The sequence below is a fragment of the Streptomyces sp. NPDC094034 genome (assembly GCF_040303865.1).
GTDB lineage: Bacteria > Actinomycetota > Actinomycetes > Streptomycetales > Streptomycetaceae > Streptomyces.
In genome coordinates this window covers 1-23,737 of the sequence record NZ_JBEOUD010000018.1, presented here as the reverse complement: position 1 = coordinate 23,737, position 23,737 = coordinate 1, and the positions used below count along the sequence as shown (strand labels likewise).

The window sequence follows — 23,737 nt, the reverse complement described above, 5'->3', positions numbered from 1 at the left end:
GGGGGCGCGCGCTGACGGTCGATATGTGTGAGAAAGGTGTGGAACATAAAAAGACCCCGGATCGAATTGACGACCGGGGTGTTCCTCTGCGTATATTGACTGTTTCCATGTCTTCAATGAATAACGGCATGGGCCAGGTCACTGGAAAGCAGCGTATCGGACAGGGGCTGAATTGTCAACCGAGGAATTGCGAAATGAGCAGCAATTCGTCTCCCTCCTCTATGAGCGTCTCGATGCCTTGAGGGAGCAGGCGGAGACCGCCGTGGAGGCGTCGATCGGCCAGGTCACCACCGTGCGGCAGGCCCGTGTCGAGCGCGATATCAGCGTCGCGGAACACTCGGGCCGGGTGTCCGCGCTGAATGCGGTGGAATCCGGGCTGTGTTTCGGCCGGATCGATCTCAGCGACGGGACGACCCACCACATCGGGCGCATCGGAATGCGACAGGACGACCCGGAACGCACCCCGCTGCTGATCGACTGGCGGGCCCCTGTGGCACGTCCCTTTTATCTCGCCACCGGCCATTCCCCGATGGGGCTGCGCAGACGACGCCACCTCACCACCCACGGGCGTCGTGTCACCGACCTCCATGACGAGATCATGGACCTCACCGACACCACACGCACCGGATACGAGGACCCGGACGGCGACGCCGTACTGCTCTCCGCGCTGAACTCCGCGCGTACCGGCCGGATGAGCGACATCGTGCAGACCATCCAGGCCGAGCAGGACCGCATCATCCGCGCGCCGCACCGCGGTGTGCTGGTGGTGGAGGGCGGCCCCGGCACCGGCAAGACCGCCGTCGCGCTGCACCGGGCGGCGTATCTGCTCTACGCGTACCGCGAGCAACTGGCCCGCCGCGCCGTGCTGATCGTCGGCCCCAACCCCGCCTTCCTCGGCTATATCGGCGAGGTGCTGCCCTCGCTCGGTGAGACCGGTGTGCTGCTGGCGACCGTGGGGGAGCTGTTCCCGGGCGTACGGGCCACCGGCACGGACACTCCCGAGGCTGCCGAGGTCAAGGGCCGGGCCGACATGGCGCGCGTACTGGCCGAGGAGTTGCGCGGCCGGCAGTCGCTGCCCCGCCCCGTCCTGGAGATCGCGCACGCCGAGTACGGCACGCTGGTGCTCGACCGCGACACCGTCCACGAGGCACGGCAGCGCGCCCGGGACACAGGACTGCCGCACAACCCCGCCCGGCCGACCTTCGCCTTCCGGATCATCGACGCGCTCACCGAACAGCTCGCGGACCGGATCGGCGCCGATCCGCTCGGCGGTCCCAACCTCCTCGACCCGACGGACATCGCCCAGCTCGGCAAGGAGATCGCCACCAGTCCCGAGGTACAGGCGGCGATCGACACGCTGTGGCCGAGGCTCACCCCGCAGCAACTCGTCGCCGACTTCCTGGCGGATCCGGGCGCCCTGCTCGGCTCGCGCGACGCCGCCGCCGTACGCCGCAGCGGGCCCCGGACCGGCGCCGACGCCAGGATCGACTGGACCCCGGCCGATGTACCGCTGCTCGACGAGGCGGCCGAGCTGCTCGGTGAGGACGACAGCGCCGCCCGCGCCGCCGCCGCGCTGGAGCGCCAGGAGCGGATCGCCTACGCGCAGGGTGTGCTTGAGCTGTCCTACGGCTCCCGTACGCAGGAGTTCGAGGACAAGGACGACGAGGATTCGGAGGTCCTGGCCGCGCACGACGTCATCGACGCCGAGCGGTTCGCGGAGCGGCACGAGGAGACCGACACCCGCAGCGCCGCCGAGCGGGCCGCGGCCGACCGCACCTGGGCCTTCGGTCATATCGTCGTGGACGAGGCACAGGAACTCTCCGCGATGGCCTGGCGGTTGCTGATGCGCCGCTGCCCGAGCCGGTCCATGACCCTGGTCGGCGACCCCGCCCAGACCGGGGACGCGGCGGGCTGCGACTCCTGGCAGCAGATCCTGGAGCCGTACGTACAGCGGCGCTGGGAGCTGTCCAAGCTGGGCGTCAACTACCGTACGCCCGCCGAGATCATGGAGGTCGCGGCCGAGGTGCGGCGGCTGGCGGACCCGCTCTTCGAGCCGCCGAGGTCCGTGCGCGCGACGGGCGAGGGGCCGCTCGTACGCTCGGCCAAGCCGGGTGATCTGGCCCGTACGGCCGCCGCGATGGCGATCGAGCACCCGGGCGAGGGCCGGCTCGCGGTGATCGCCACGGCCGCGCTGCTGCCGCGACTCGCCGCCGAACTGCCCGACGCCTCCTGGGGCATCACGCCCGATCTGACGCGGCCCGTCGTGCTGCTCACCGCACGGCAGGCGAAGGGCCTGGAGTTCGACACGGTGATCGTCGTGGACCCGGAGGGGATCATGGACGCCTCGCCGCGCGGCACCAACGATCTGTATGTGGCGCTGACCCGGGCGACCCAGCGGCTCGGGATCGTCCGCGACGCGGAGGTTCCGTCCCGGCTGAAGACGGCCACGCCGTAGGCCGTATCCGTGAAGCCCCGCCCAGGACGCGGGCGGACCGCGCGTAACCCGGGCGCGCGGTCCGCCCGCGCGGTCGGAGTCCGATTCCGGTCGGCACGACGACCATCGGGATCAACGCTCCGGAGCCGAGCCGAGCAAATACCCTGATCGGTATGCGGATACTTTTCTCAAGCACCCCCGCCCATGGCCATCTGCTCCCCCAACTCCCCCTCGCCCGCGCGTTCCGAGAGCGAGGTGACGACGTGGTGTTCCTGACCGCGGGTGAGCTCACTCCCTTACTGGCGCGGGAGGGTTTCGAGGTACTGCCGGCGGGACCGGCCATCGATGTGCTGATGGCGGAAGCCGCCCGCAGGACCGGCGCGGACCCGAAGGGCGAGCCGACCCCGGACGTGGTCGCCGAGTTCTTCGCCGGGGCCAGGGTCGACCTCACCGCGGACGAGGCGCTGGTCGCGGCCCGCGACTGGCGGCCCGAGCTGATCGTCTCCGAACCGTGCGACTTCGTGGGCCCGTTGGCCGCGGCCGACCTCGAAGTGCCGGTGGCGACGGTCGCGTTCGGCCCCGCCCTGCCGCCCGAGTTCATCGAGCCCATGGACGCGGTCGCCGCCGTCCGCTACGCCGAGCGCGGTCTGACCCCACGCCCCGCCGCCCACTACCTGGACACCTGCCCGCCCGCGATGCAGCAGGACGGCTGGCAGCCCCCCTCTGGCCGGCTGCCGCTGCGCCCGGAGCCCCACGGGCAGCGCGGACAGCGGCCGTCGGAGCCGGCCGTGGCGCCGGTCGATGCTGATCGGCGGCCTCCGCGCGTACTGGTGACCTTCGGCACGGTCTTCTCCGCGCCCGAAGTGCTCAGCCCGATTCTGCGCGAACTGTCCCAGACGGACATGGAGTTGCGGGTCACGCTCGGACTGAGCGCGTCCGCCGAGGACTTCGACGTCGACCACGACCGGGTGACCTTCGTCGGCTTCACCCCGCTGAGTGAACTGCTGCGCGATACGGACCTGGTGGTGACCCACGGCGGCGCGGGCACCACGCTGGGCACGCTCGCCGCGGGCGTTCCGATGGTGATCGCTCCGCAGGGCGCCGACCAGTTCATCCAGGCCGACCGTGTGGCCGCGGCGGGCGCCGGACTGGGCCTCCCGCCGGGCACGGCCACCCCCGAGGGGGTCGCCAAGGCCGCGTCCGCCGTACTGGCCGACCAGGGCTTCCGGGCCGCGGCCCGGATGGTCGCCGACCAGATCGCCGCGATGCCGGCCCCCTCCGAGGTGGCCGCGACGCTGGCGGCGGAGCATGCGCCGGCGGCCTGAGCCACAGCCCCGGCGGAGCCACAGCCCGGCTCTTGAGCCTCGGATCCTGAGCCCCGGCTCCTGATCTCGGAACGACGAGGTGGCGCCGCCCAGGACTCGGGCGGCGCCACCTCCTCACACGCGGGAGAGACCTCCGTATCAGACCGGTCGCAGCCAGACCGTCGCCAGCGGCGGCAGCGTCAGCTGGATCGACACCGGCCGGCCGTGCGCCGCCACCGACTCGGGCTTCACCGGGTCCGCGTTGAGCACATCGCCGCCGCCGTAGCGCGCCGCGTCCGTGTTCAGGACCTCCGTCCAGGCGGAGAACTCCTCGGGCACACCGAGCCGGTACTCATGGCGCACCACCGGCGAGAAGTGCGAGACCGCCAGCAGCGGCGAGCCGTCCGCGTCGAAGCGCAGGAACGCGAAGACATTGTCCTCACCCGCGTCGCCGTCCACCCAGGCGAAGCCCTCGGGGACCGTGTCCCGCTGCCAGAGCGCGGGCGTCGCGCCGTACACGGTGTTGAGATCGCGGACCAGATCCCGCACGCCCCGGTGGTCGGGCTCGGCCGCGTACGACGGATCGAGCAGCCACCAGTCCGGGCCGTGCCCCTCCGACCACTCCGCTCCCTGGGCGAACTCCTGCCCCATGAACAGGAGTTGCTTGCCCGGGTGGGCCCACATGAAGCCGAGATACGCGCGTTCGTTGGCGCGCTGCTGCCACCAGTCACCGGGCATCTTGGAGACCAGCGCCCGCTTGCCGTGCACCACCTCGTCGTGCGAGATCGGCAGCACGTAGTTCTCGCTGTACGCGTACACCATGGAGAAGGTCATCTCACCGTGGTGGTACTTGCGGTGGACGGGCTCCTTGGAGACATAGTCCAGGGAGTCGTGCATCCAGCCCATGTTCCACTTCAGGCCGAAACCGAGCCCGCCGAAGCCGTCGGGCCCGACATAGTGGGTGGCGCGTGTGACCCCGTTCCAGGCGGTGGACTCCTCGGCGATGGTCACCGCGCCGGGACAGCGCCGGTAGACGGTGGCGTTCATCTCCTGGAGGAAGGCGACGGCGTCCGGGTTCTCCCGGCCGCCGTGCTCGTTGGGGGTCCACTGCCCCTCCTCGCGCGAGTAGTCGAGGTAGAGCATCGAGGCGACCGCGTCGACCCGCAGCCCGTCGACATGGAACTCCTCGCACCAGTAGACGGCGTTGGCGACCAGGAAGTTACGGACCTCCGTACGGCCGTAGTCGAACTCCAGGGTGCCCCAGTCGGGGTGCTCGGCCCGTTGCGGGTCGGCGTGCTCGTACAGCGGCCGGCCGTCGAACCGGGCCAGTGCCCAGTCGTCCTTGGGGAAGTGGGCGGGCACCCAGTCGACGAGCACCCCGATGCCCGCGCGGTGCAGGGCGTCCACGAGATACCGGAAGTCGTCCGGGGTGCCCATCCGGGCCGTCGGCGCGTAGTAGCCGGTGACCTGATAGCCCCAGGAGCCGCCGAAGGGATGCTCGGCGATCGGCATCAGCTCGACATGGGTGAAGCCGAGGTCCTTGACGTACGCGGGCAGCTGCGAGGCGAGCTGACGGTATGTCAGGCCGGGACGCCAGGACGCCAGATGGACCTCGTACACCGAGAACGGCGACTCGTGCACGGGACGGTCGGCGCGGTGCGCCATCCACTCCTCGTCGCGCCAGACATGGTGGGACTCGGTGACGACGGACGCGGTCGCGGGCGGTACTTCCGTGCGCCGCGCCATCGGGTCGGCGCGCAGGGTGTGCGAACCGTCGGGGCGTGTGATGTCGAACTTGTAGAGCGCGCCCTCACCGACCCCCGGCACGAACAGCTCCCACACCCCGGTGGAGCCCAGCGAGCGCATCGGGAGGCTCGTACCGTCCCAGTAGTTGAAGTCACCGGCGACCCGGACGCCTTGGGCGTTGGGCGCCCAGACGGTGAAGCGGGTGCCCTCGGCGCCCTGGTGGGTCATGATCCGGGCGCCGAGGGCTGTCCACAGCTCCTCGTGTCTGCCCTCGCCGATCAGATGCAGATCGAGATCACCGAGGGCGGGCAGAAAGCCGTACGGATCCCGGATCTCGATCTCGTTCAGCTCCTGCGTGGCGTCGCTGTAGCGGACGCGGAGCGTGTACGCGGGCACCGCGCGCAGCGGCAGCACCCCGGAGAAGAAGCCGTCGCCGTCGTCGTTCAGCAAGGCCGGGAGCGTCAGCCCGTCGGCGACGACGGTGACGGCACGGGCGTACGGCCGCAGCGCCCGGAAGAGGACACCGTCCTTCACGGGATGCGCCCCCAGCAGCCCGTGCGGATCGTGGTGCGCACCGGAGAGCAGCCGCTCCCGGTCGCCGACGCCCAGTGGTCGCGCGGCCCGCACCCGACGGCCGCCACCCCGCTGCCCGCGCGGCCGGGGCGCCGTGGGAGCCACCGCCGGGGCCCCGGCCGTGGCGGCCGATTCCGCCAGGGCGGGCGGGGCCGCCTGGGGCGGCGGTGCCTTGCGGCGCGCGGTCTTCTTCCCCTTCTTGGCGGTGGCCTTGCCCGCAGCCGCAGCCGGACGCGCGGTCGGGGTGGCGGGCGCCGGAACCGGGAGCGAGGCGGTGGGAAGCTCGGGCTGGGACGTGCTGTCGGACGAACGGTCGGACGGCGTGCGGGCGGTCACGGGTGCTGCCTCCTCGGCTGGGCTTCGCTGCTGGACGGTCGAACGGGGTGGGGAGCGGGGCCGGACAGGTCGGTATGGGGAACAGGGCGACCGGCCTCCGGCCGGATGTGTCAGGCGCCCGCGGCCAGCCGGCGGATCGCCGCCATCGGGACCGGGAGCCAGTCGGGGCGGTGCCTCGCCTCGTACAGGACCTCGTAGATCGCCTTGTCCGTCTCGTACGCGCGCAGCAGCTCGGGCTCCGCGCGCGGGTCGGTGCCGGCCGACGCGTACCCCTCGCAGTACGCCTCCCGGCAGCGCGCCGCCCAGTCAGGGCGCCATGGCTCGTGGGAGCGGGCCGCGTAGTCGAAGGAGCGGAGCATGCCCGCCACATCGCGGACCGGTGGCTGCGGGCGGCGGCGCTCCGCGAGCGGTCTGGCGGGCTCGCCCTCGAAGTCGATGACCGACCAGCGGCCGTCCGGCGTCCGCAGGGTCTGGCCCAGATGCAGATCGCCATGGACCCGCTGCGCGGGCCGGCCGCGTCCGGCCTCGTCGAGACCGGCGAGCGCGTCGAAGGCGGTACGCAGCCCGGCGGCGTACGGCATGAGCGAGGGCACCGCGCGGGCCGCCGACTCCAGGCGTTCCGCCATCCCGTCGGCCAACTGCGCGGTCTGTCTGCGGCCCAGGGTCACGGTCGGCAGCGCGGCGGCGAGCGCGGTGTGCACCTCGGCGGTGGCCCGCCCCAGCGCGTGGGCCTCCGTGATGAACTCCCTGCCGTGGGCCAGCGAGGAGAGCGCCAGCTGCCAGCCGTCCTGCGAGCCGCGCAGATAGGGCTGGAGGACGCCGAGGGTGAGGGAGTCCCCGCTGCCCGAGGGGTCGGCGGCCTCGAACCAGCCGACCGGCGCCGGCACCCGCTCACACCCCTCGGCGGCCAGCGCGAGCGGCAGTTCCAGATCGGGGTGCGGGCCGGGGTAGACCCGGCGCAGGATCTTCAGGATGTAGGCGTCCCCGTAGACCAGGGAGGAGTTGGACTGCTCGGCGTCGAGCAGTCGGCCGGTCAGCCCGGCGGGTACGGCGCTCGCGCGGTCGAATCGCAGCGGGCCCAGCGCGCCGGGGGAGCGCAGCCGCTCCAGCAGCGGTTCGGCCAGATGGGGGTCGTGCAGGGCCTCGTAGACAGTACGGCCGGCCAGCGGCCCCTGCGTGGTGTGGCCGATCAGCGCGGAGGCGAGGCGCGGCGGCAGTGCCTTCCGTACCCCGAGCAGCAGCTGATAGCAGTCACCGGCGGGCGAGGAGACACCGGAGGGGGTGGCGGAGGGGGACGACGGAATCGACCGCGAGGGACCGGAGGTGCCGCGCTGCTCGACGCGTACGAGTAGATGCAGCAGACCCGGACCAGCCGCGTCCACGGGCAGCAGTTCGGTGACCGTCACCGGCACGAAGCCGGTGACGGGACGGCCCTTGCCCGCGAACCAGCGCTGGCGGGGCAGCCAGTCGTGGAGCAGCGGAGCGAGCGAGCCGACCAGCGTTCTCGCGTCGGCGGGCGACAGGGCCGGTGACACGGGCGGCGCGACGGACGGGGCGACGGGCGAAGCAGTTGCGGGGCGCGGCGTGATCCGGGTGGATGCAGCCTTCGACATGGCATCGCGTCCTTTCCCCGGGCACACCACAGGATGCGCAGAGTGTCCCGGATTGCGGCAATGGCTGTCCGGCTGTGCGGGACGTGTCGGGTGAGGATGATCCGTACGGATCGATTCCGTACGAACTCGATACGAATTTGATCGAATCGATCGAACTGGATGTGGAGGAGCGTGCCCCGTGCGAGGCGGTGGAAACCGCCCGGCACGGGAGCACGGGCAACACCGCGTGAACGAGTGAGCGGTGTTGAGGGGTGTCGAGCGGCGCTGTCAGGCCGCGGGATCCTTGCGCAGCCGGAACCAGTAGAAGCCGTGGCCGGCCAGGGTGAGCAGATAGGGCCACTCACCGATCGCGGGGAACCGCACACCGCCGATCAGCTCGACCGGACAGCGCCCGCTGAACTCCTTCAGATCCAGCTCCGTGGGCTGCGCGAAGCGGGAGAAGTTGTGCACACACAACACCAGATCGTCGCCCTCCCCCTGTTCGGAGGGCGCCTCACGGAGGAAGGCGAGCACGGCCGGGTTCGACGACGGCAGCTCCCTGTACGAGCCGAGGCCGAAGGCCGGGTTCTGCTTGCGGATCTCGATCATCCGCCGCGTCCAGTGCAGCAGCGAGGACGGCGACGCCATCGCCGCCTCCACATTGGTGACCTGGTAGCCATAGACCGGGTCCATGATCGTCGGCAGATAGAGCCGGCCGGGGTCGCTGGACGAGAACCCCGCGTTCCGGTCGGGCGTCCACTGCATCGGCGTCCGTACGCCGTCCCGGTCGCCCAGCCAGATGTTGTCGCCCATCCCGATCTCGTCCCCGTAGTAGAGGATCGGGGATCCGGGCAGCGACAGCAGCAGGGCGGTGAACAGCTCGATCTGGTTGCGGTCGTTGTCCAGCAGCGGGGCGAGCCGGCGCCGGATGCCGATGTTGGCCCGCATCCGCGGATCCTTGGCGTACTCCGCGTACATGTAGTCGCGCTCTTCGTCCGTGACCATTTCGAGCGTCAGCTCGTCGTGGTTGCGCAGGAAGATGCCCCACTGGCAGCCGGTCGGGATCGCCGGGGTCTTCGCCAGGATTTCCGAGACCGGGTAGCGGGACTCGCGCCGTACGGCCATGAAGATCCGCGGCATCACCGGGAAGTGGAACGCCATATGGCATTCGTCGCCGCCCGCCCCGTAGTCGCCGAAGTAGTCGACGACATCCTCCGGCCACTGGTTCGCCTCGGCGAGGATCACCGTGTCCGGATAGTTGGCGTCGATCTCCTTCCGTACCCGCTTGAGGAACTCGTGGGTGGCCGGGAGGTTCTCGCAGTTGGTGTTCTCCTGCTGGTACAGATACGGCACGGCGTCCAGCCGGAAGCCGTCGATGCCCAGGTCCAGCCAGAAGCGCAGCGCGGAGATGATCTCCTCCTGCACCGCCGGGTTCTCGTAGTTGAGATCCGGCTGGTGGGAGAAGAAGCGGTGCCAGTAGTACTGCTTGCGCACCGGGTCGAAGGTCCAGTTGGACGTCTCCGTGTCGACGAAGATGATCCGGGCGTCCTGGTACTGCTTGTCGTCGTCGGCCCAGACGTAGTAGTCGCCGTACGGCCCGTCGGGGTCCTTGCGGGACTCCTGGAACCAGTCGTGCTGATCACTCGTGTGGTTCATGACGAAGTCGATGATCACGCGCATGCCGCGCTGGTGCGCGGCGTCGACGAACTCCACGAAGTCGGCGAGGTCCCCGAATTCGGGGAGCACCGCCGTGTAGTCCGAGACGTCGTAGCCGCCGTCGCGCAGCGGTGACTTGAAGAACGGCGGCAGCCAGAGGCAGTCCACTCCGAGCCACTGGAGATAGTCCAGCTTGGCCGTGATGCCCTTGAGGTCGCCGATGCCGTCGCCGTTGCTGTCCTGGAACGAGCGCACCAGGACCTCGTAGAAGACAGCACGCTTGAACCAGTCGGGATCGCGGTCCTTGGCCGGGGTGTCCTCGAACGTGTCGTGGACGGGCTCATTGACGATCATGATGTGGGTGACCCTCCGATCGGCGGGGACGGTCGCAGAACCACGACGTGCGCGGGCGTGACGCCCGGCTCTAGGCGCACGTAGGTGGCACTGCCCCAGTGATAGGTCTCGCCGGTGAGCTCGTCGCGCACCGGGACGGTCTCGTGCCGGTCGAGGCCGAGCCGCTCCATGTCCAACGAGACCGTCGCCTCCTGGGTGTGGTGCGGGTCGAGGTTGACAACCACCAGAATGATGTTCGTACCCGACCGCTTGCTGTACGCGATGACCGCGTCGTTGTCGGCGTGATGGAAGTGGATGTCGCGCAGCTGTCGCAGCGCGGGGTGGCGCCGTCTGATCCGGTTGAGCGTGGTGATCAGCGGGGCGATCGTGCGGCCCTCGCGCTCGGCCGCTTCCCAGTCCCGGGGCCGCAGCTGGTATTTCTCGGAGTCGAGGTACTCCTCGCTGCCGGGCTTCGCGGGGGTGTTCTCACAGAGTTCGTAGCCCGCGTAGACACCCCAGGTGGGTGCCGACGTGGCGGCCAGTACCGCCCGTACCTCGAAGGCCGGCCGGCCGCCCTCCTGAAGATAGGCGTGCAGGATGTCGGGCGTGTTGACGAAGAGATTCGGCCGCATGTACGCGGCCGCCTCACCCGACAGCTCCGTCAGATAGTCGGTCAGCTCCTGCTTCGTGTTGCGCCAGGTGAAGTACGTGTACGACTGCTGGAAGCCGATCGCGCCGAGCGTGTGCATCATCGCGGGCCGGGTGAACGCCTCGGCCAGGAAGATGACATCGGGGTCGGTGCGGTTGATGTTCGCGATGACCTTCTCCCAGAAGAGCACCGGCTTCGTGTGCGGATTGTCGACGCGGAAGATCCGTACGCCGTGGGCCATCCAGTAGCGCAGGATCCGGCAGCTCTCCCGGACCAGACCGCGCAGATCGCTGTCGAAGGCGATCGGATAGATGTCCTGGTACTTCTTCGGCGGGTTCTCCGCGTACGCGATGGAGCCGTCCGCGCGGTGGTGGAACCACTCGGGGTGCTTCGTGACCCAGGGGTGGTCGGGGGAGCACTGGAGCGCGAAGTCGAGCGCGACCTCCATGCGCAGGGTGCGGGCCGTCTCCACGAAGTGGTCGAAGTCCTCGATCGTGCCGAGATCGGGGTGGATCGCGTCATGGCCGCCGTCGGCCGAGCCGATCGCCCAGGGCACACCGACATCCCCGGCGGCGGGGGTGAGAGTGTTGTTGGGGCCCTTGCGGTGCGTGGTGCCGATGGGGTGGACCGGCGGGAGATACACGACGTCGAAGCCCATCGCGGCGACGGCGGGCAGCCGTTCGGCGGCCGTCCTGAACGTGCCGCTCACCGGCGGCTCGTCCTTCTTGACGACCGCGCCCTCCGAGCGCGGGAACAGCTCGTACCAGGAGCCGAAGAGTGCCCGCACGCGCTCCACCAGCAGGGGAGCGGGGCGCGAGGAGCTGATCAGATCGCGCAGCGGATGGCGGGAGAGGGCGGCGTCGACCTCGGGGGCGAGCGCGGCGTCGAGCCGGGCCCGCGCGGGCAGCGTCTCGTCGCGCAGGGTGTCCGCGGCGGCGAGCACGGCCTCCCGGCCGTCGCGTTTCGGTACGCCGTCGGCGGCCCGCTCGTACAGCGCGGCGCCCTCCGCGAGGACGAGGGCGATGTCGTGGTCGATGTCGTGGTCGTCGGCGGCCGCCGGGATCTTGATGCGGGCGGCGTGGCGCCAGGTGGCGACCGGGTCGCTCCACGCCTCGACGGTGTAGGTCCAGCGGCCTTCCTCGGTGGGGGTGACCTCCGCGCCCCAGCGGTCGGTGCCGGGGGCGAGTTCACGCATCGGGGTCCAGGGGCCGGGGCGGCCACTGGGGTCCATGAGGACGACATTGGCCGCGACGGCGTCATGACCCTCCCGGAAGACGGTCGCGGTGACCAGGAAGGACTCACCGCTCACCGCCTTCGCGGGGCGTCTGCCGCAGTCGACGAGCGGGCGTACGTCCAGGACGGGAATGCGACCAATCAGCGGTTTCACTGGATCACCTGAGGGCTGTGCGGGCGTGACAGGCAGGGCGGGTGGAGCTGACCGATCGGACCGACCGGGCGGTGCGGACGCGTCGGGTGGTGCGGGATCGGAGGAACTGCTGCCCTCCGAAGATCTGCTGTTTTTGCGAGGTTTTGATGTTCTTTGTAGCTGCTCGGTAGACGACTGGGAGGCTGCGGGCATGGCCGCTCCTGTCCGCGTTCACTCGAATAGCGCTGGATTCGTCCTCAATTGTGTAGGGACGCGCTCGTGTGCGGTGCGATGAACATGCGTACGTGCCGGGTGTACCGGGGGAGCCTTCCCACTCTTTTCGGGTGGGCAATCCGGCGGATTGTTAACTACTGCGGCGTACAGGAACAGTGGGAGCGCACGGTCACTAACGGCAAGGTTCGGGCCATGAATTGGGGAGCAGGGCGCGGACACCCCCGGGTGAGTGCGCGTGTGCGCCGTGGTTGCGGAGGGTGAGGTGGGGCTACCGTCAAAGAGACGGCGGGTCGCACAACGTGGTGCGTCCCCTGTGGCTCGTATGTCCCCTGCGAAGGTGGAACACGTGAAGGCAATCCGTCGGTTCACCGTCCGCCCCGTCCTGCCCGAACCACTCCAACCGCTCAGCGACCTCGCCCGCAATCTGCGCTGGTCCTGGCATACCGAGACCCGTGAACTCTTCGAATCCATCGACCCCGCCGGCTGGCGGGCCACCGGCCGCGACCCCGTACGGCTGCTCGGAGCGGTGTCCGCCGCGCGCCTCGCCGAGCTGGCCGGGGACCGTCCCTTCCTCGACCGGCTGGCCGCCGCGGCGGCCGGTCTCGACACCTATCTGCGCGGCGAGCGCTGGTACCAGGAACGCGACGAGGAGGGCGCCGAGCTGCCCGCCGCCATCGGCTATTTCTCGCCGGAGTTCGGGGTCACCGCCGCCCTGCCGCAGTACTCCGGCGGCCTCGGCATCCTCGCCGGTGACCATCTCAAGGCCGCCAGCGATCTCGGCGTACCGCTGATCGGCGTCGGGCTGCTCTACCGGCACGGCTACTTCCGCCAGTCGCTCTCCCGGGACGGCTGGCAGCAGGAGCAGTATCCGCTCCTCGATCCCGACGAACTCCCGGTGACACTGCTGCGCGAGCCGGACGGCACCCCCGCCCAGATCGTCCTCACCCTGCCGGGCGACCGCTCGCTGCGCGCCTGCGTCTGGCAGGCGCAGGTCGGGCGGGTCCCGCTGCTGATGCTCGACTCGGACGTCGAGGAGAACGGTCCGGGCGAACGCGAGGTCACCGACCGGCTGTACGGCGGCGGCAGCGAACACCGCCTCCTCCAGGAGATGCTGCTCGGCATCGGCGGGGTCCGGGCGGTCCGTACGTACTGCCGGCTCACCGGCCACCCCGAGCCCGAGGTGTTCCACACCAACGAGGGCCATGCCGGATTCCTCGGCCTGGAGCGCATCCGCGAGCTGATGGCGGGCGGTCTCGGCTTCGAGGCGTCCCTGGAAGCCGTCCGGGCCGGTACGGTCTTCACCACCCACACCCCGGTGCCCGCCGGGATCGACCGCTTCGACCGCGAACTGGTGGCCCGCCACTTCGGGGACGACGGCGAGCTGCCCGGTGTGCCCGCCGAGCGCGTCCTCGGGCTCGGCATGGAGACGTACCCGGGCGGCGAGCCGAACCTCTTCAACATGGCCGCGATGGGCCTGCGGCTCGCCCAGCGCGCCAATGGCGTATCCACCCTGCACGGCGCCGTCAGCCGCCGGATGTTCGCCGGGCTGTGGCCCGGCTTCGACCCCTCGGAGGTGCCCATCACCTCCGTGACCAACGGGGTGCACGCACCGACCTGGGTGGCCCCCGAGATGGCCCGCCTCGGCGACGCCGAGGGCGTCCCCGACGCCGACGTCTGGGCCGTACGGCGCGCCCTGCGCGAGCAGTTGGTGACCGAGGTGCGCGCGCGCCTGCACGCCTCCTGGCGCCAGCGCGGCGCCGAGGCCGCCGAGCTGGGCTGGATCGACGGCGTCCTCGATCCGGACATCCTCACCATCGGCTTCGCCCGCCGGGTCCCCTCGTACAAGCGCCTCACGCTCATGCTGCGGGACCCCGAGCGGCTGACCGAGCTGCTGCTGCACCCCGAGCGGCCGATCCAGATCGTCGTCGCGGGCAAGGCCCATCCGGCGGACGACGGCGGCAAGCGGCTGGTGCGGGAGCTCGTGCGGTTCGCCGACGATCCGAGGGTGCGGCACCGCATCGTCTTCCTGCCCGACTACGGGATGGGCATGGCCCAGAAGCTCTACCCCGGCTGCGACGTCTGGCTGAACAACCCGCTGCGGCCCCTGGAGGCGTGCGGCACCAGCGGAATGAAGGCCGCGCTCAACGGCTGTCTCAACCTGTCCGTCCTGGACGGCTGGTGGGACGAGTGGTTCGAGCCGGACTTCGGCTGGGCCATCCCCACCGCCGACGGCTCGTCCGCCGACGAGAACCGCCGGGACGAACTGGAGGCGAACGCGCTCTACGAACTGATCGAGGACCGCGTCGCGCCCCGCTTCTACGACCGCGGCGGAAACGGACTGCCGGACCGCTGGATCGAGATGGTCCGGCGCACGCTGGTGTCGCTCGGGCCGAAGGTGCTCGCGGGACGGATGGTGCGCGAGTACGTGGAGCGGCTGTACGCCCCGGCGGCCGTCGCCCATCGCGCGCTGGACGCCGAGACCGCCTCGGAGCTGGCGTCCTGGAAGTACCGCACACGCACACTCTGGCCGTACGTGTCGGTCGACCATGTCGAGACGGTCGCGGCGACCGGCGTCGGGGGCGGCGCGGGCGGCGGCGCCGAGCTGGGCGCGACGCTCTCGCTACGGGTGAGCGTCGGCCTCGGTGAACTGCGCCCGGAGGATGTGGAGGTGCAGGCGGTCGCCGGGCGGGTGGGCTCCGACGACACGATCGTGGACGCCCAGACCTTCCCGCTCAAGCCGGCCGGCGGACCCGATCTGGAGGGCCGCTGGGTGTACGAGGGCCCGCTCGCCCTGGACCGTACGGGCCCGTACGGATATACGGTCCGGGTGCTGCCGGCCCATCCGCTGCTCGCCACCAGCGCGGATCTGGGGCTGGTCGCGCTGCCGACGGAGGCGACGGGGGAGGGCGCGGGTGTGCTGCTGAGGTGAGGGCTGGTCTCGCCGATCACGCCGGATCCCGTCGGCCGCAGCGAGTCACGCCGGATCCCGTCGGCCGCACCGGTCACGCCGGATCACGCCGGATCACGCCGAGTCACGAGGGGCCGGACATCTTCGGATGTCCGGCCCCTCCCGATGGCCAACCGTCTTGTGCGGCCCAACCGCCCTGCGTTGCCCAATGGTCCAGACCTTGACGTGTCCATGGGATGGTTCTACGTTCCTCACTCAACAACCGGTTCACAACTCAATCCCGCATTCATGTGGGTGAATCGAGTTGAGGACGTCCAGCGACCGGAAGGCACCCCCACATGCGCCCCGGATCCATCCCCCGAGTCCTCGGACTCGCCACAGCTCTCGCCGGCGTGCTCGCCGCCGCCTTCATGACACCCGCCTCGGCCGAGAAGGCGCCGGACGCCGCACCGGCCAAGCCCGCCACCGCCGCGGTCGCCGCCGCGCCGGCCGCCTTCACCCACCCCGGGGTGAACCTCAACACCGCCCAACTCGACTTCATCCGCGCCAAGGTGCAGGCCGGGGCGCAGCCCTGGAAGAGCGCCTACGACCAGATGATGGCCAGCAAGTACGCCAGTCTCACGCGGGCGCCCAAGCCGCGCGCGATCGTCGAGTGCGGCTCGTACTCCAACCCCAACAACGGCTGTACCGACGAGCGCGAGGACGCGATCGCCGCGTACACCGACGCCCTCGCCTGGTACATCACCCGCGACGACCGCTACGCGCAGAAGGCGATCCAGCTCATGGACGCCTGGTCCAACTCCATCCAGGACCACACCAACAGCAACGCCCCGCTCCAGACCGGATGGGCCGGATCCTCGTGGCCCAAGGCCGCCGAGATCATCAAGCATGTGTACGGGAACTGGCCGAACGCCGGACGGTTCAGCACGATGCTGCGCAATGTCTATCTGCCCGAGATCATCAACGGCTCCAACTCCAACGGCAACTGGGAGCTGACGATGATGGAGGCGGCGGTCAGCATCTCCGTCTTCCTCGATGACGGCGCCAGCTACGACAGGGCGATCGGCAAGTACCTCGTCCGCGTGCCCGCCTACATCTATCTCGCCTCGGACGGCGCGCTGCCCAAGACCGTCCCGAGCCAGAACCTCAACACCCGCGACAAGATCGTCAGTTACTGGCAGGGCCAGGGAACCTTCATGACCGGGCTGACCCAGGAGACCTGCCGCGACTTCGTGCACACCGGCTACGGCATCTCGTCCGTCGGCCATGTCTACGAGACCGCGCGCCTCCAGGGCCAGGACCTGTTCCCGCAGGTCGGCGAGCGGCTGCGGCAGGCGCTCGGCTTCCAGGCGAAGTACGAGATCCAGGCCGAGCCCGTACCGTCCTCGCTCTGCGGCGGCAGTGTGCAGCGCGGCCTCGGACCGATCACCGAGGTGGGCTTCAACGCGCTCAACACGCGGCTGGGCTACGCGATGACCAACACCCAGCGGCTCACGGAGCAGCAGCGGCCGGCGGGGACGAACAACCTGTTCGTGGCCTGGGAGACACTGACGAACGCCAGTAACCCGAACTAGGTCCTGTCCGGTCGGACAGGACCTAGCCGCAGCCGAATCCTGGGCGAGGAGGGCGTGCGCCGGCGGGCGCGCGCCCTCCTCGACGCGGCGGCGGGCGCGCGCCCTGGGGATCCGTGGGCCCCGATGAGGCGGACGGGTGAGGGACCGGGTGAACGGTGCCGGGATGCGGGCCGCTGAGGGCCACGGATAATTGGCTTCGTAGGCGTAGGGGAAGGCGGGGCGGGACCGTCGGTGCCCCATCCCTTCCGCGCCACCGCACTCTCGGACGGAAGTGCACGCCATGATCAAGGGCGGCGGAATCTCCGGTGACGGGCGGCCCCTGTCACCACGGGAACGGGCGGACAGGGGCAGGGCAGCCCGCAAGAGAACTCCCAGGTCCAGCCACGCCGAGTACACCCCGGCCAAGGGACGGCCGGACCCGGTGGATGTGATCGAGGAGCAGTCGGCCGTGCGCGTGCCCGACCTCGTCCCGATCCGGTACGGACGTATGACGGAGTCGCCGTTCCGCTTCTACCGGGGCGCTGCCGCGATCATGGCCGGTGATCTGGCCTCCACTCCGGTCTCCGGCATCAGGACTCAGCTGTGCGGGGACGCGCATCTGCTGAACTTCCGGCTGCTCGGCTCTCCCGAGCGGCGCTTGGTGTTCGACATCAACGACTTCGACGAGACCCTGCCCGGCCCCTGGGAATGGGATGTCAAACGGCTGGCCGCGAGCCTGGTGATCGCGGGACGCGAGAACGGCTACTCGGCGAAGCAGCGGGCGGGGATCGTCCGGGCCGCCGTACGGTCGTACCGCGAGCGGATGCGGCTCTACGCGGGCATGGGAAATCTTGAGGTGTGGTACGACAGCGCCGACACCGCGCAGCTCCAGAAGGTCATGGACCGGCGGCTGAGCGCGCGAGGCCGGGGGCGGGTGTCGCAGGTCATGGCGAAGGCGCGTACCAAGGACAGCCTTCAGGCATTCGCGAAACTGACCCGACTCCGCGACGGTGAACGCCGGTTCGTGGCCGACCCGCCGTTGGTCGTGCCGATCGACGACATGTCGGTGGGGAGCGAGCGGGACCGGATCTCCCGTGAACTCCACGCGCTCGTCGAACGGTACGGTCGGAGCCTGTCCACGGAGCGGGCGCATCTGCTCCGGCAGTACCGGGTGGCCGACATCGCACGCAAGGTCGTCGGGGTGGGCAGCGTCGGAACCCGCTGCTGGATTCTGCTGCTGCTGGGCAAGGACGACGAGGACCCCCTGATCCTCCAGGCCAAGGAGGCCGACCACTCGGTGCTCGCCGCGCATGTCGGCGAGAGCGCGTACGACAACCAGGGACAGCGCGTGGTCGCGGGACAGCGGCTCATGCAGGCCGTCGGCGATGTCTTCCTGGGCTGGGACCGGGTGAAGGGGATCGACGGCCGTCGACGGGACTTCTATGTACGCCAGTTGCGTGACTGGAAGGGCATCATGGTGCCGCAGATCATGGTGCCGAGGGGGATGCGGGTATTCGGCGAACTCTGCGGAGAAACCCTGGCCCGCGCCCACGCCCGGTCGGGTGACCGCATCGCCATCGCCGCGTATCTGGGGGCGGGGGAGGCGTTCGATGCCGCGCTGACGGAGTTCGCCGAGAGCTACGCGGACCAGAACGAACGCGATCACCAGGCGCTGGTGGACGCGGTGCGGAAGGGGAGGGTGAGGGCGCGGGCGGGGTGAGGGTGGTGGGCGGTCGGCGTCAGCCCTTCGGCTGGGCGAACGTCAGCCCTTCGGCTCGGTGAAGCGGATGTTGTTGCCGAACGGGTCACGGAGGCCGCAGTCGATTCCGTACGGGCGTTCGGTGGGCTCGTCGGTGAACTCGACGCCCCGGGCCAGTAGCGTCTCGTACGTCGTGCGGCAGTTGTCCGTGCTGAAGATGAGCGAGCCGCCCGTCGCGCCCTTGGTCACCAGCTCGCGCACCTGTTCCGCCGTCTCCTCGGACATCGCCGGCGGGCCCGGCCTCTCCAGCAGGATCTGACGGTCCGGGTGGCCCGGGACGTTCACGGTCAGCCAGCGCATGAAGCCCAGGTCGACATCGGCGTTGACTTCCAGGCCGAGCTTGCCGACGTAGAAGTCGAGAGCCTCGTCCTGGTCGAGTACGTAAATCTGTGAGTGCGTGATCGCGTTGAACATGTGCATCACGCTACCGAGCCACATCGACGAAAACTTATCCAAAACTGCTCAGCCGGTGAACACGCGGCGCGGGTGGTCAGTCGCTCGGCCGCGTCCACGCCCTCGTGAAGCACGTCGGTACGTTCGTGGCCGTCGCCTCCTTGCGGTATGCCCTCGGCGACCGGCCGACGATGTCGCGGAACGTGCGGCTGAAGGTTCCCGGACTGCCGAAGCCGACCTGGAAGCAGATGTCCGTCACACTGCGGTCGGTCTCCCTCAGCAGGTACATCGCGCGCTCGACACGGCGGCGCTGTAGATAGCGGTGCGGCGTCTCGCCGAACGTGGCCCGGAAGGTGCGGGTGAAGTGTGCCGCCGAGACATGGGCGATCCGGGCCAGGGCCGGGACATCGAGTGGCTGCGCGTAGGCGCGGTCCATCGCGTCCCGTGCCCGCAGCATGCGGCGGTTGGACTCCTCGGCGGCGTGGCTCACAGCCCCATCACACCACGGTCGCCCACCGGCCCCACCGGCCGGTCACCCCCGCACTCAGCTGTCCCCTTCACCCGAGCCCGCCGGCTCATCCGCTCCCGCCAGCGACCCCACATCCGTGTTCGCCCCGCACAGCACCACGCAGATCCGCTCGCCCTTCTCGGGGCGGTAGCCATACCCCTCGCGCCCCACGGTCAGCGCGGCGAGAGCCGTCGCCGCGGCGTGTTCGACCGCGAGGCGGTGGTCCGTCCACAGCATGCGGCGGGCGCGGGTGATCTCCGGGTCCGGGACCAGGACGGAGCGCACATCGTCGTGGCCGGCGGCGCGCAGGGCGAGCGTCGAGGCGCGGGAGGCGCCGAGGGAGTCGGCGGCCACGGAGTCGACCGGGACGTCGACCACCCGGCCGGCTTCGAGCGCGGCGTTCAGGGCGCGGCAGTTCTCCGGCTCGACCGCCACCGTCCGGATGCCGTGGTGCCGTGCGGCGGTGGCCACCCCGGTGAAGAGCCCGCCGCCGCCCACCGAGACCACGACCGTGTCCAGATCCGGGATCCGCTGGTGGATCTCCTCCAGCAGGGTGCCCGCGCCCGCGGCGATCAGCGGGTTGTCGTACGCGTGCGAGGCGAGCGCTCCGCTTGTCGCGGCGAAGTCCTGGCACGCGGCCAGCGCCTCGGCGTACGACGCACCGGTCAGCCGTACGTCGGCGCCGTACGAGCGCAGCCGCGCGACCTTCACCGGCGGCGCGGTCTGCGGGAGGAACACCGTGGCGGTCACGTTCTGCCGGCGGGCGGCCCACGCGCAGGCGAGTCCGGCGTTGCCGCCCGACGCGATGGTCACGCCCGCGTCGGGGAGGGTGCCCTCCTCGCGATGGGCGCGCAGGAAGTTCTGGGCGCCCCTGGCCTTGAAGCTGCCGGTGTGCTGAAGGTGTTCCAGGGCCAGCCAGAGCTGGGCGGCGCCGGAGTCGGCGGGCGCCACCGCCACGGGGCGTACGAGTCCCGCGATGCGGTCGGTGGCCTGTTTGATGTCGTCGTAGCTGAGATCTCGCACCGGCTGCTCCTCGTTTCGATACGGTGTACCGTACGCTGGCTCGCATGCCTCGGCAATCCGCTTCCCTCGACTCCGCCACCCCCGGCCGCATCGCCGCGACGGCTCTCGCGCTGGTCGACGAGGAGGGGCCCGGATCCCTCAGCTTCCGTACGCTGGCCGCCCGCCTCGGTGTCGCCCACGCCACCGTCCAGCGCCGCTGCACGGATTTCGCCGGGCTGCTCGACCTTTGCGCCGACCACCTCGCGGCCGATCTGCCGGACATCCCGCCCGGCACCGACTGGGCCCATGCCACCGAGGTCCGCTTCCGCCGGCTCTACGAATCGCTGACCGCTCATCCGGGGCTGCTCGCCCTGCGCGGCGGCCGGCCGTGGCTCGGGCCGCAGCTGCTGGGGCGGCTGGTGGAGCCGCAGCTCGCCGACAGCATCCGGGCGGGCATGACCCCCGGGGAGGCGATCGTCGCGTACCGCCGGATGTATCTGCTCACCCTCGGCAGCGCGACCTTCGTCGATCACCGTGACCCGAAGTCCTCGCTGGCGGTGACCCGGAGCGCGCTGGCGGCGCTGGACCCGGCGGAGTTCCCCGTGCTGACCGGGCATCTCGCCGCCATCCTGCCCGCCGTCGTGGACCACGAGGTCTTCTACGGCGCGCTGCGCCAGCTCGTCCGCGCCGCCGACCCGGGGGCCTGACCAGCTCCCCCTTCTCGTCCCCGCGATGGCCGACCACGGCCGTGCCACCTGCCCGACGGCGGTCCTCGGCGCGGACATGGAACCGCCCGGGGTGTCGTCACACCCCGGGCGGTCCGCCGATCGTAGGGTCCCGCGGCTCAGCTCGTCGGGAAGGTGAGCTTGAAGCTGTTGATACGGCCCGTGTCCTGCGCCGCGACATCCTGGACCTTCAGCTGCCAGGTGCCGTTGGCCACCTCGGAGGAGGCGTTCACGGAGAAGGTCTCCACGACATCGTCCGCGGAGTCGCTGCCGCTGGAGTTCTTCAGCCGGTACGCGGTGCCGTCCGGCGCGATCAGGTCGATGACCAGGTCACCGCGCCAGGTGTGCGTGATGTCCACGCCGACCAGGAGGTTGGTCGGGGCGTTGCCCGTGACGCCGGTGACGTTGACCGACGAGGTCACCGCCGCGCCGTTGTCCGGGATGGCGACCGCCGCGGTGTTCTCGAAGACCGTGCCGCCCCCGCCGCCGCCACCGGGGCGGGTGCCGACCGCGATACCCGCCCAGGCGTTCGCGACCGCGGTGTACTCGGGGCTGGTGGTGCCGTACAGCTCACCGGCGACCGCGAGCGTGCCGGTGCGGGCCGCCGCGTAGTTGGTCGTCGAGGTGAACTTCGTGGTGAGCGCCTTGAACCAGATCTGCTCGGCCTTCGCCCGGCCGATGCCGGTCACCGGCAGACCGTCGGAGGTCGGGGAGTCGTACGAGACACCGTTGATGACCTTGGCGCCGCTGCCCTCGGAGAGCAGGTAGAACCAGTGGTTCGCCGGGCCCGAGGAGTAGTGGACGTCGATGCCGCCGATGCCGGAGTACCAGTAGTCCTTGGACGCGCCGTCCTTGCTCGGCTTGTCCATGTAGCGCAGCGGGGTGCCGTTGCCGTTGATGTCGATCTTCTCGCCGACCAGGTAGTCGCCCGGGTCCTGCGGGCTGTTGGCGTAGAACTCGACCGCCGCGGCGAAGATGTCGGAGGTGGCCTCGTTCAGACCGCCGGACTCGCCGCTGTAGATCAGACCGGCGGTGGCGGCGGTGACGCCGTGGGACATCTCGTGCGCGGCCACGTCGATGGAGGTCAGCGGCTTGGCGTTGCCCGATCCGTCGCCGTACGTCATGCAGAAGCAGCTGTCCTGCCAGAACGCGTTGACGTAGTTGTTGCCGTAGTGGACCCGGGAGTACGCGCCGACGCCGTCACCGCGGATGCCGCTGCGGCCGTGCACGTTCTTGAAGTAGTCCCAGGTCTCCCCGGCGCCGTAGGCGGCGTCGGCGCCCGCGGTCTCCAGGTTGGACGGGGTGCCGTTGCCCCAGGTGTCGGTGGAGTTCGAGAAGAGCGTGCCGGTGCCCGAGGTGCCGCGGTTCAGGTTGTACGTCCTGTGGTTGCCGCGACCGGCGTCCGTCAGGTTGTACGTCGTACCCGACTGGGTGGAGCCAAGGGTGACCTGACCGCTGTACTGGGTGTTGCCGACACCGTTGTTGACGGCCTGCCACTCGTACAGCTTCTTGCCGGTGGCGGCGTCGGTGACGACATGCAGCTCGTTCGGGGTGCCGTCGTGCTGGAGTCCGCCGACGACGGTCTCGTAAGCGAGCGTCGGTGAACCCTGCGCCATCCAGACCACCTTGCGCGGCGCGCGCTCGGCCTCGGTCTTCTTCGAACCGTCCGCGGCGGCGGCGCCGAGCGCCTGCTTCTCGGCGACGGCCGGCGCGACATCGGCCGTGGTGGCGACGTTCTTCAGCGCGGCCGCGGACGCCTTGCTGACGGACTGGGTCGTGCCCGCCTTCGTCGCCGCGACGACGAGGTCACCACCGAGGACCGGAAGGCCCTGGTAGGTGCGCTCGTACCGGGTGTGCGTGGTGCCGTCGACGTCCTGGACGACATCGCGGACGACGAGCTTCTCCTGTGCGCCGAGGCCGAGTTCCTTGGCGGTGGCCGCCTTGGACGCGTCGGCCTCGCGTATCAGCGCGGTGCGCTGGGCGGGGGAGAGGGCGCGCGGCAGCGCTCCGGGGTCGGCCTGGCCGGCGGCGGGCGCGGCGGGCGCGCTGTCCGGCTGGGCGCTGGCGGTGCCGGCCTGGACACCGACGGTGAGAAGAGCTGCTGCGGCGATCAGAGCGCCGGTCGCGGTGGCGCGGCGGCTGAGCGTGGGTCTCACGCGAACTCCTTCTGCGAGGGGGGTACCGGGCAGCTCGGTGGGCCGTCCGGACAGTGCACGCGGAGCAAGGTGGTGCGGAGAACGGGGGAAGAGTGGCAGGCGTGACGGCTGGCTGTCAGGAGCGCGTCAATAAGTTGGCCGGAATTCGTTCGCTGCCCGAAGGGCCTTGTTCGTTAAGCGGACGTTTCGTCGATCATTGCGGTGGTGTTTCCGGGGGTTCGCGGTAACCGGATCCGGACAGGGTGCGGAGATCCGGCGGGCGGCTCGCGCTGTTGTGGATTGTGAACGGGGTGTGGTGCGGGGGGCCGATGTGCCGTGACGCGATCACCCCGGATTGTGGCTCGTTTCGTACCATCGGTTGTACGGGGCGGACGCGGCCCGTGGGCGCGCCTCCCGCCGCCGGACAGGACCTAGGTGTATTGATCACGAGCGTTGTTGACACGTGCCGGTGCTTGATCATGGCGAAGACCTCCGGTGTGGTGGAGCTGTCTAGGACTGCACCGCACGGAG

14 protein-coding genes are annotated in these 23,737 nt (G+C 70.4%); 6 read left to right on the top strand and 8 right to left on the bottom strand.

Annotated features, from left to right (window positions below; translation table 11 throughout):
• The first annotated feature begins 187 nt into the window (after positions 1–187).
• Together ABTZ59_RS17865 and ABTZ59_RS17860 are read left to right on the top strand one after the other, a co-directional pair.
• A complete protein-coding gene (locus ABTZ59_RS17865; RefSeq protein WP_351398800.1) occupies positions 188–2,455 on the top strand; it encodes a HelD family protein in 2,268 nt (755 codons plus the stop codon).
• Positions 2,456–2,607: 152 nt separating this feature from the next.
• Positions 2,608–3,759 carry a glycosyltransferase gene (locus ABTZ59_RS17860; RefSeq protein WP_351398781.1) on the top strand — a complete coding sequence of 384 codons (1,152 nt, stop codon included), beginning with the start codon at positions 2,608–2,610 and terminating at the stop codon, positions 3,757–3,759.
• 138 nt (positions 3,760–3,897) lie between these two features.
• Here ABTZ59_RS17860 and glgB read toward each other — a convergent pair whose 3' ends face one another.
• The 4 genes from glgB to ABTZ59_RS17840 all read right to left on the bottom strand — a co-directional run bounded on the left by glgB (position 3,898) and on the right by ABTZ59_RS17840 (position 12,001).
• A complete protein-coding gene (glgB, locus tag ABTZ59_RS17855; protein ID WP_351398768.1) occupies positions 3,898–6,393 on the bottom strand; it encodes a 1,4-alpha-glucan branching enzyme in 2,496 nt (831 codons plus the stop codon).
• A gap of 110 nt (positions 6,394–6,503) precedes the next feature.
• A complete protein-coding gene (locus ABTZ59_RS17850) occupies positions 6,504–8,006 on the bottom strand; it encodes a maltokinase N-terminal cap-like domain-containing protein (RefSeq protein ID WP_351398757.1) in 1,503 nt (500 codons plus the stop codon).
• 267 nt (positions 8,007–8,273) lie between these two features.
• Positions 8,274–9,995, bottom strand: a complete 1,722-nt coding sequence (gene treS / locus ABTZ59_RS17845; RefSeq protein ID WP_351398744.1) for a maltose alpha-D-glucosyltransferase — start codon at positions 9,993–9,995, stop codon at positions 8,274–8,276.
• A complete protein-coding gene (locus tag ABTZ59_RS17840) occupies positions 9,992–12,001 on the bottom strand; it encodes an alpha-1,4-glucan--maltose-1-phosphate maltosyltransferase (protein WP_351400227.1) in 2,010 nt (669 codons plus the stop codon). Before ABTZ59_RS17840 ends, treS begins: the two co-directional genes overlap by 4 nt.
• Before the next feature lie 568 nt (positions 12,002–12,569).
• On the opposite strand from ABTZ59_RS17840, the gene glgP reads away from it, so the two are divergent.
• From glgP to ABTZ59_RS17825, 3 genes are all read left to right on the top strand, one after another.
• Positions 12,570–15,152 carry an alpha-glucan family phosphorylase gene (gene glgP, locus ABTZ59_RS17835; protein WP_351398725.1) on the top strand — a complete coding sequence of 861 codons (2,583 nt, stop codon included), beginning with the start codon at positions 12,570–12,572 and terminating at the stop codon, positions 15,150–15,152.
• Positions 15,153–15,469: 317 nt separating this feature from the next.
• Positions 15,470–16,705, top strand: a complete 1,236-nt coding sequence (locus ABTZ59_RS17830; protein WP_351398711.1) for an alginate lyase family protein — start codon at positions 15,470–15,472, stop codon at positions 16,703–16,705.
• A gap of 280 nt (positions 16,706–16,985) precedes the next feature.
• Positions 16,986–18,404: a DUF2252 domain-containing protein gene (locus ABTZ59_RS17825; protein WP_351400221.1), complete on the top strand. Its 1,419-nt coding sequence runs from the start codon at positions 16,986–16,988 to the stop codon at positions 18,402–18,404.
• A gap of 42 nt (positions 18,405–18,446) precedes the next feature.
• On the opposite strand, the gene ABTZ59_RS17820 is transcribed toward ABTZ59_RS17825, so the two are convergent.
• The 3 genes from ABTZ59_RS17820 to ABTZ59_RS17810 form a co-directional block, all read right to left on the bottom strand.
• Positions 18,447–18,857 carry a VOC family protein gene (locus tag ABTZ59_RS17820; RefSeq protein WP_351398697.1) on the bottom strand — a complete coding sequence of 137 codons (411 nt, stop codon included), beginning with the start codon at positions 18,855–18,857 and terminating at the stop codon, positions 18,447–18,449.
• Positions 18,858–18,933: 76 nt separating this feature from the next.
• Positions 18,934–19,326 carry a helix-turn-helix domain-containing protein gene (locus tag ABTZ59_RS17815; RefSeq protein ID WP_351398686.1) on the bottom strand — a complete coding sequence of 131 codons (393 nt, stop codon included), beginning with the start codon at positions 19,324–19,326 and terminating at the stop codon, positions 18,934–18,936.
• Positions 19,327–19,380: 54 nt separating this feature from the next.
• A complete protein-coding gene (locus ABTZ59_RS17810) occupies positions 19,381–20,367 on the bottom strand; it encodes a threonine/serine dehydratase (protein ID WP_351398670.1) in 987 nt (328 codons plus the stop codon).
• Positions 20,368–20,411: 44 nt separating this feature from the next.
• On the opposite strand from ABTZ59_RS17810, the gene ABTZ59_RS17805 reads away from it, so the two are divergent.
• On the top strand, positions 20,412–21,053 hold the full coding sequence (locus tag ABTZ59_RS17805; RefSeq protein WP_351398661.1) for a TetR/AcrR family transcriptional regulator: 642 nt from the start codon (positions 20,412–20,414) through the stop codon (positions 21,051–21,053).
• A gap of 137 nt (positions 21,054–21,190) precedes the next feature.
• Here ABTZ59_RS17805 and ABTZ59_RS17800 read toward each other — a convergent pair whose 3' ends face one another.
• On the bottom strand, positions 21,191–23,227 hold the full coding sequence (locus ABTZ59_RS17800; RefSeq protein ID WP_351398644.1) for a M4 family metallopeptidase: 2,037 nt from the start codon (positions 23,225–23,227) through the stop codon (positions 21,191–21,193).
• Positions 23,228–23,737: the final 510 nt, after the last annotated feature.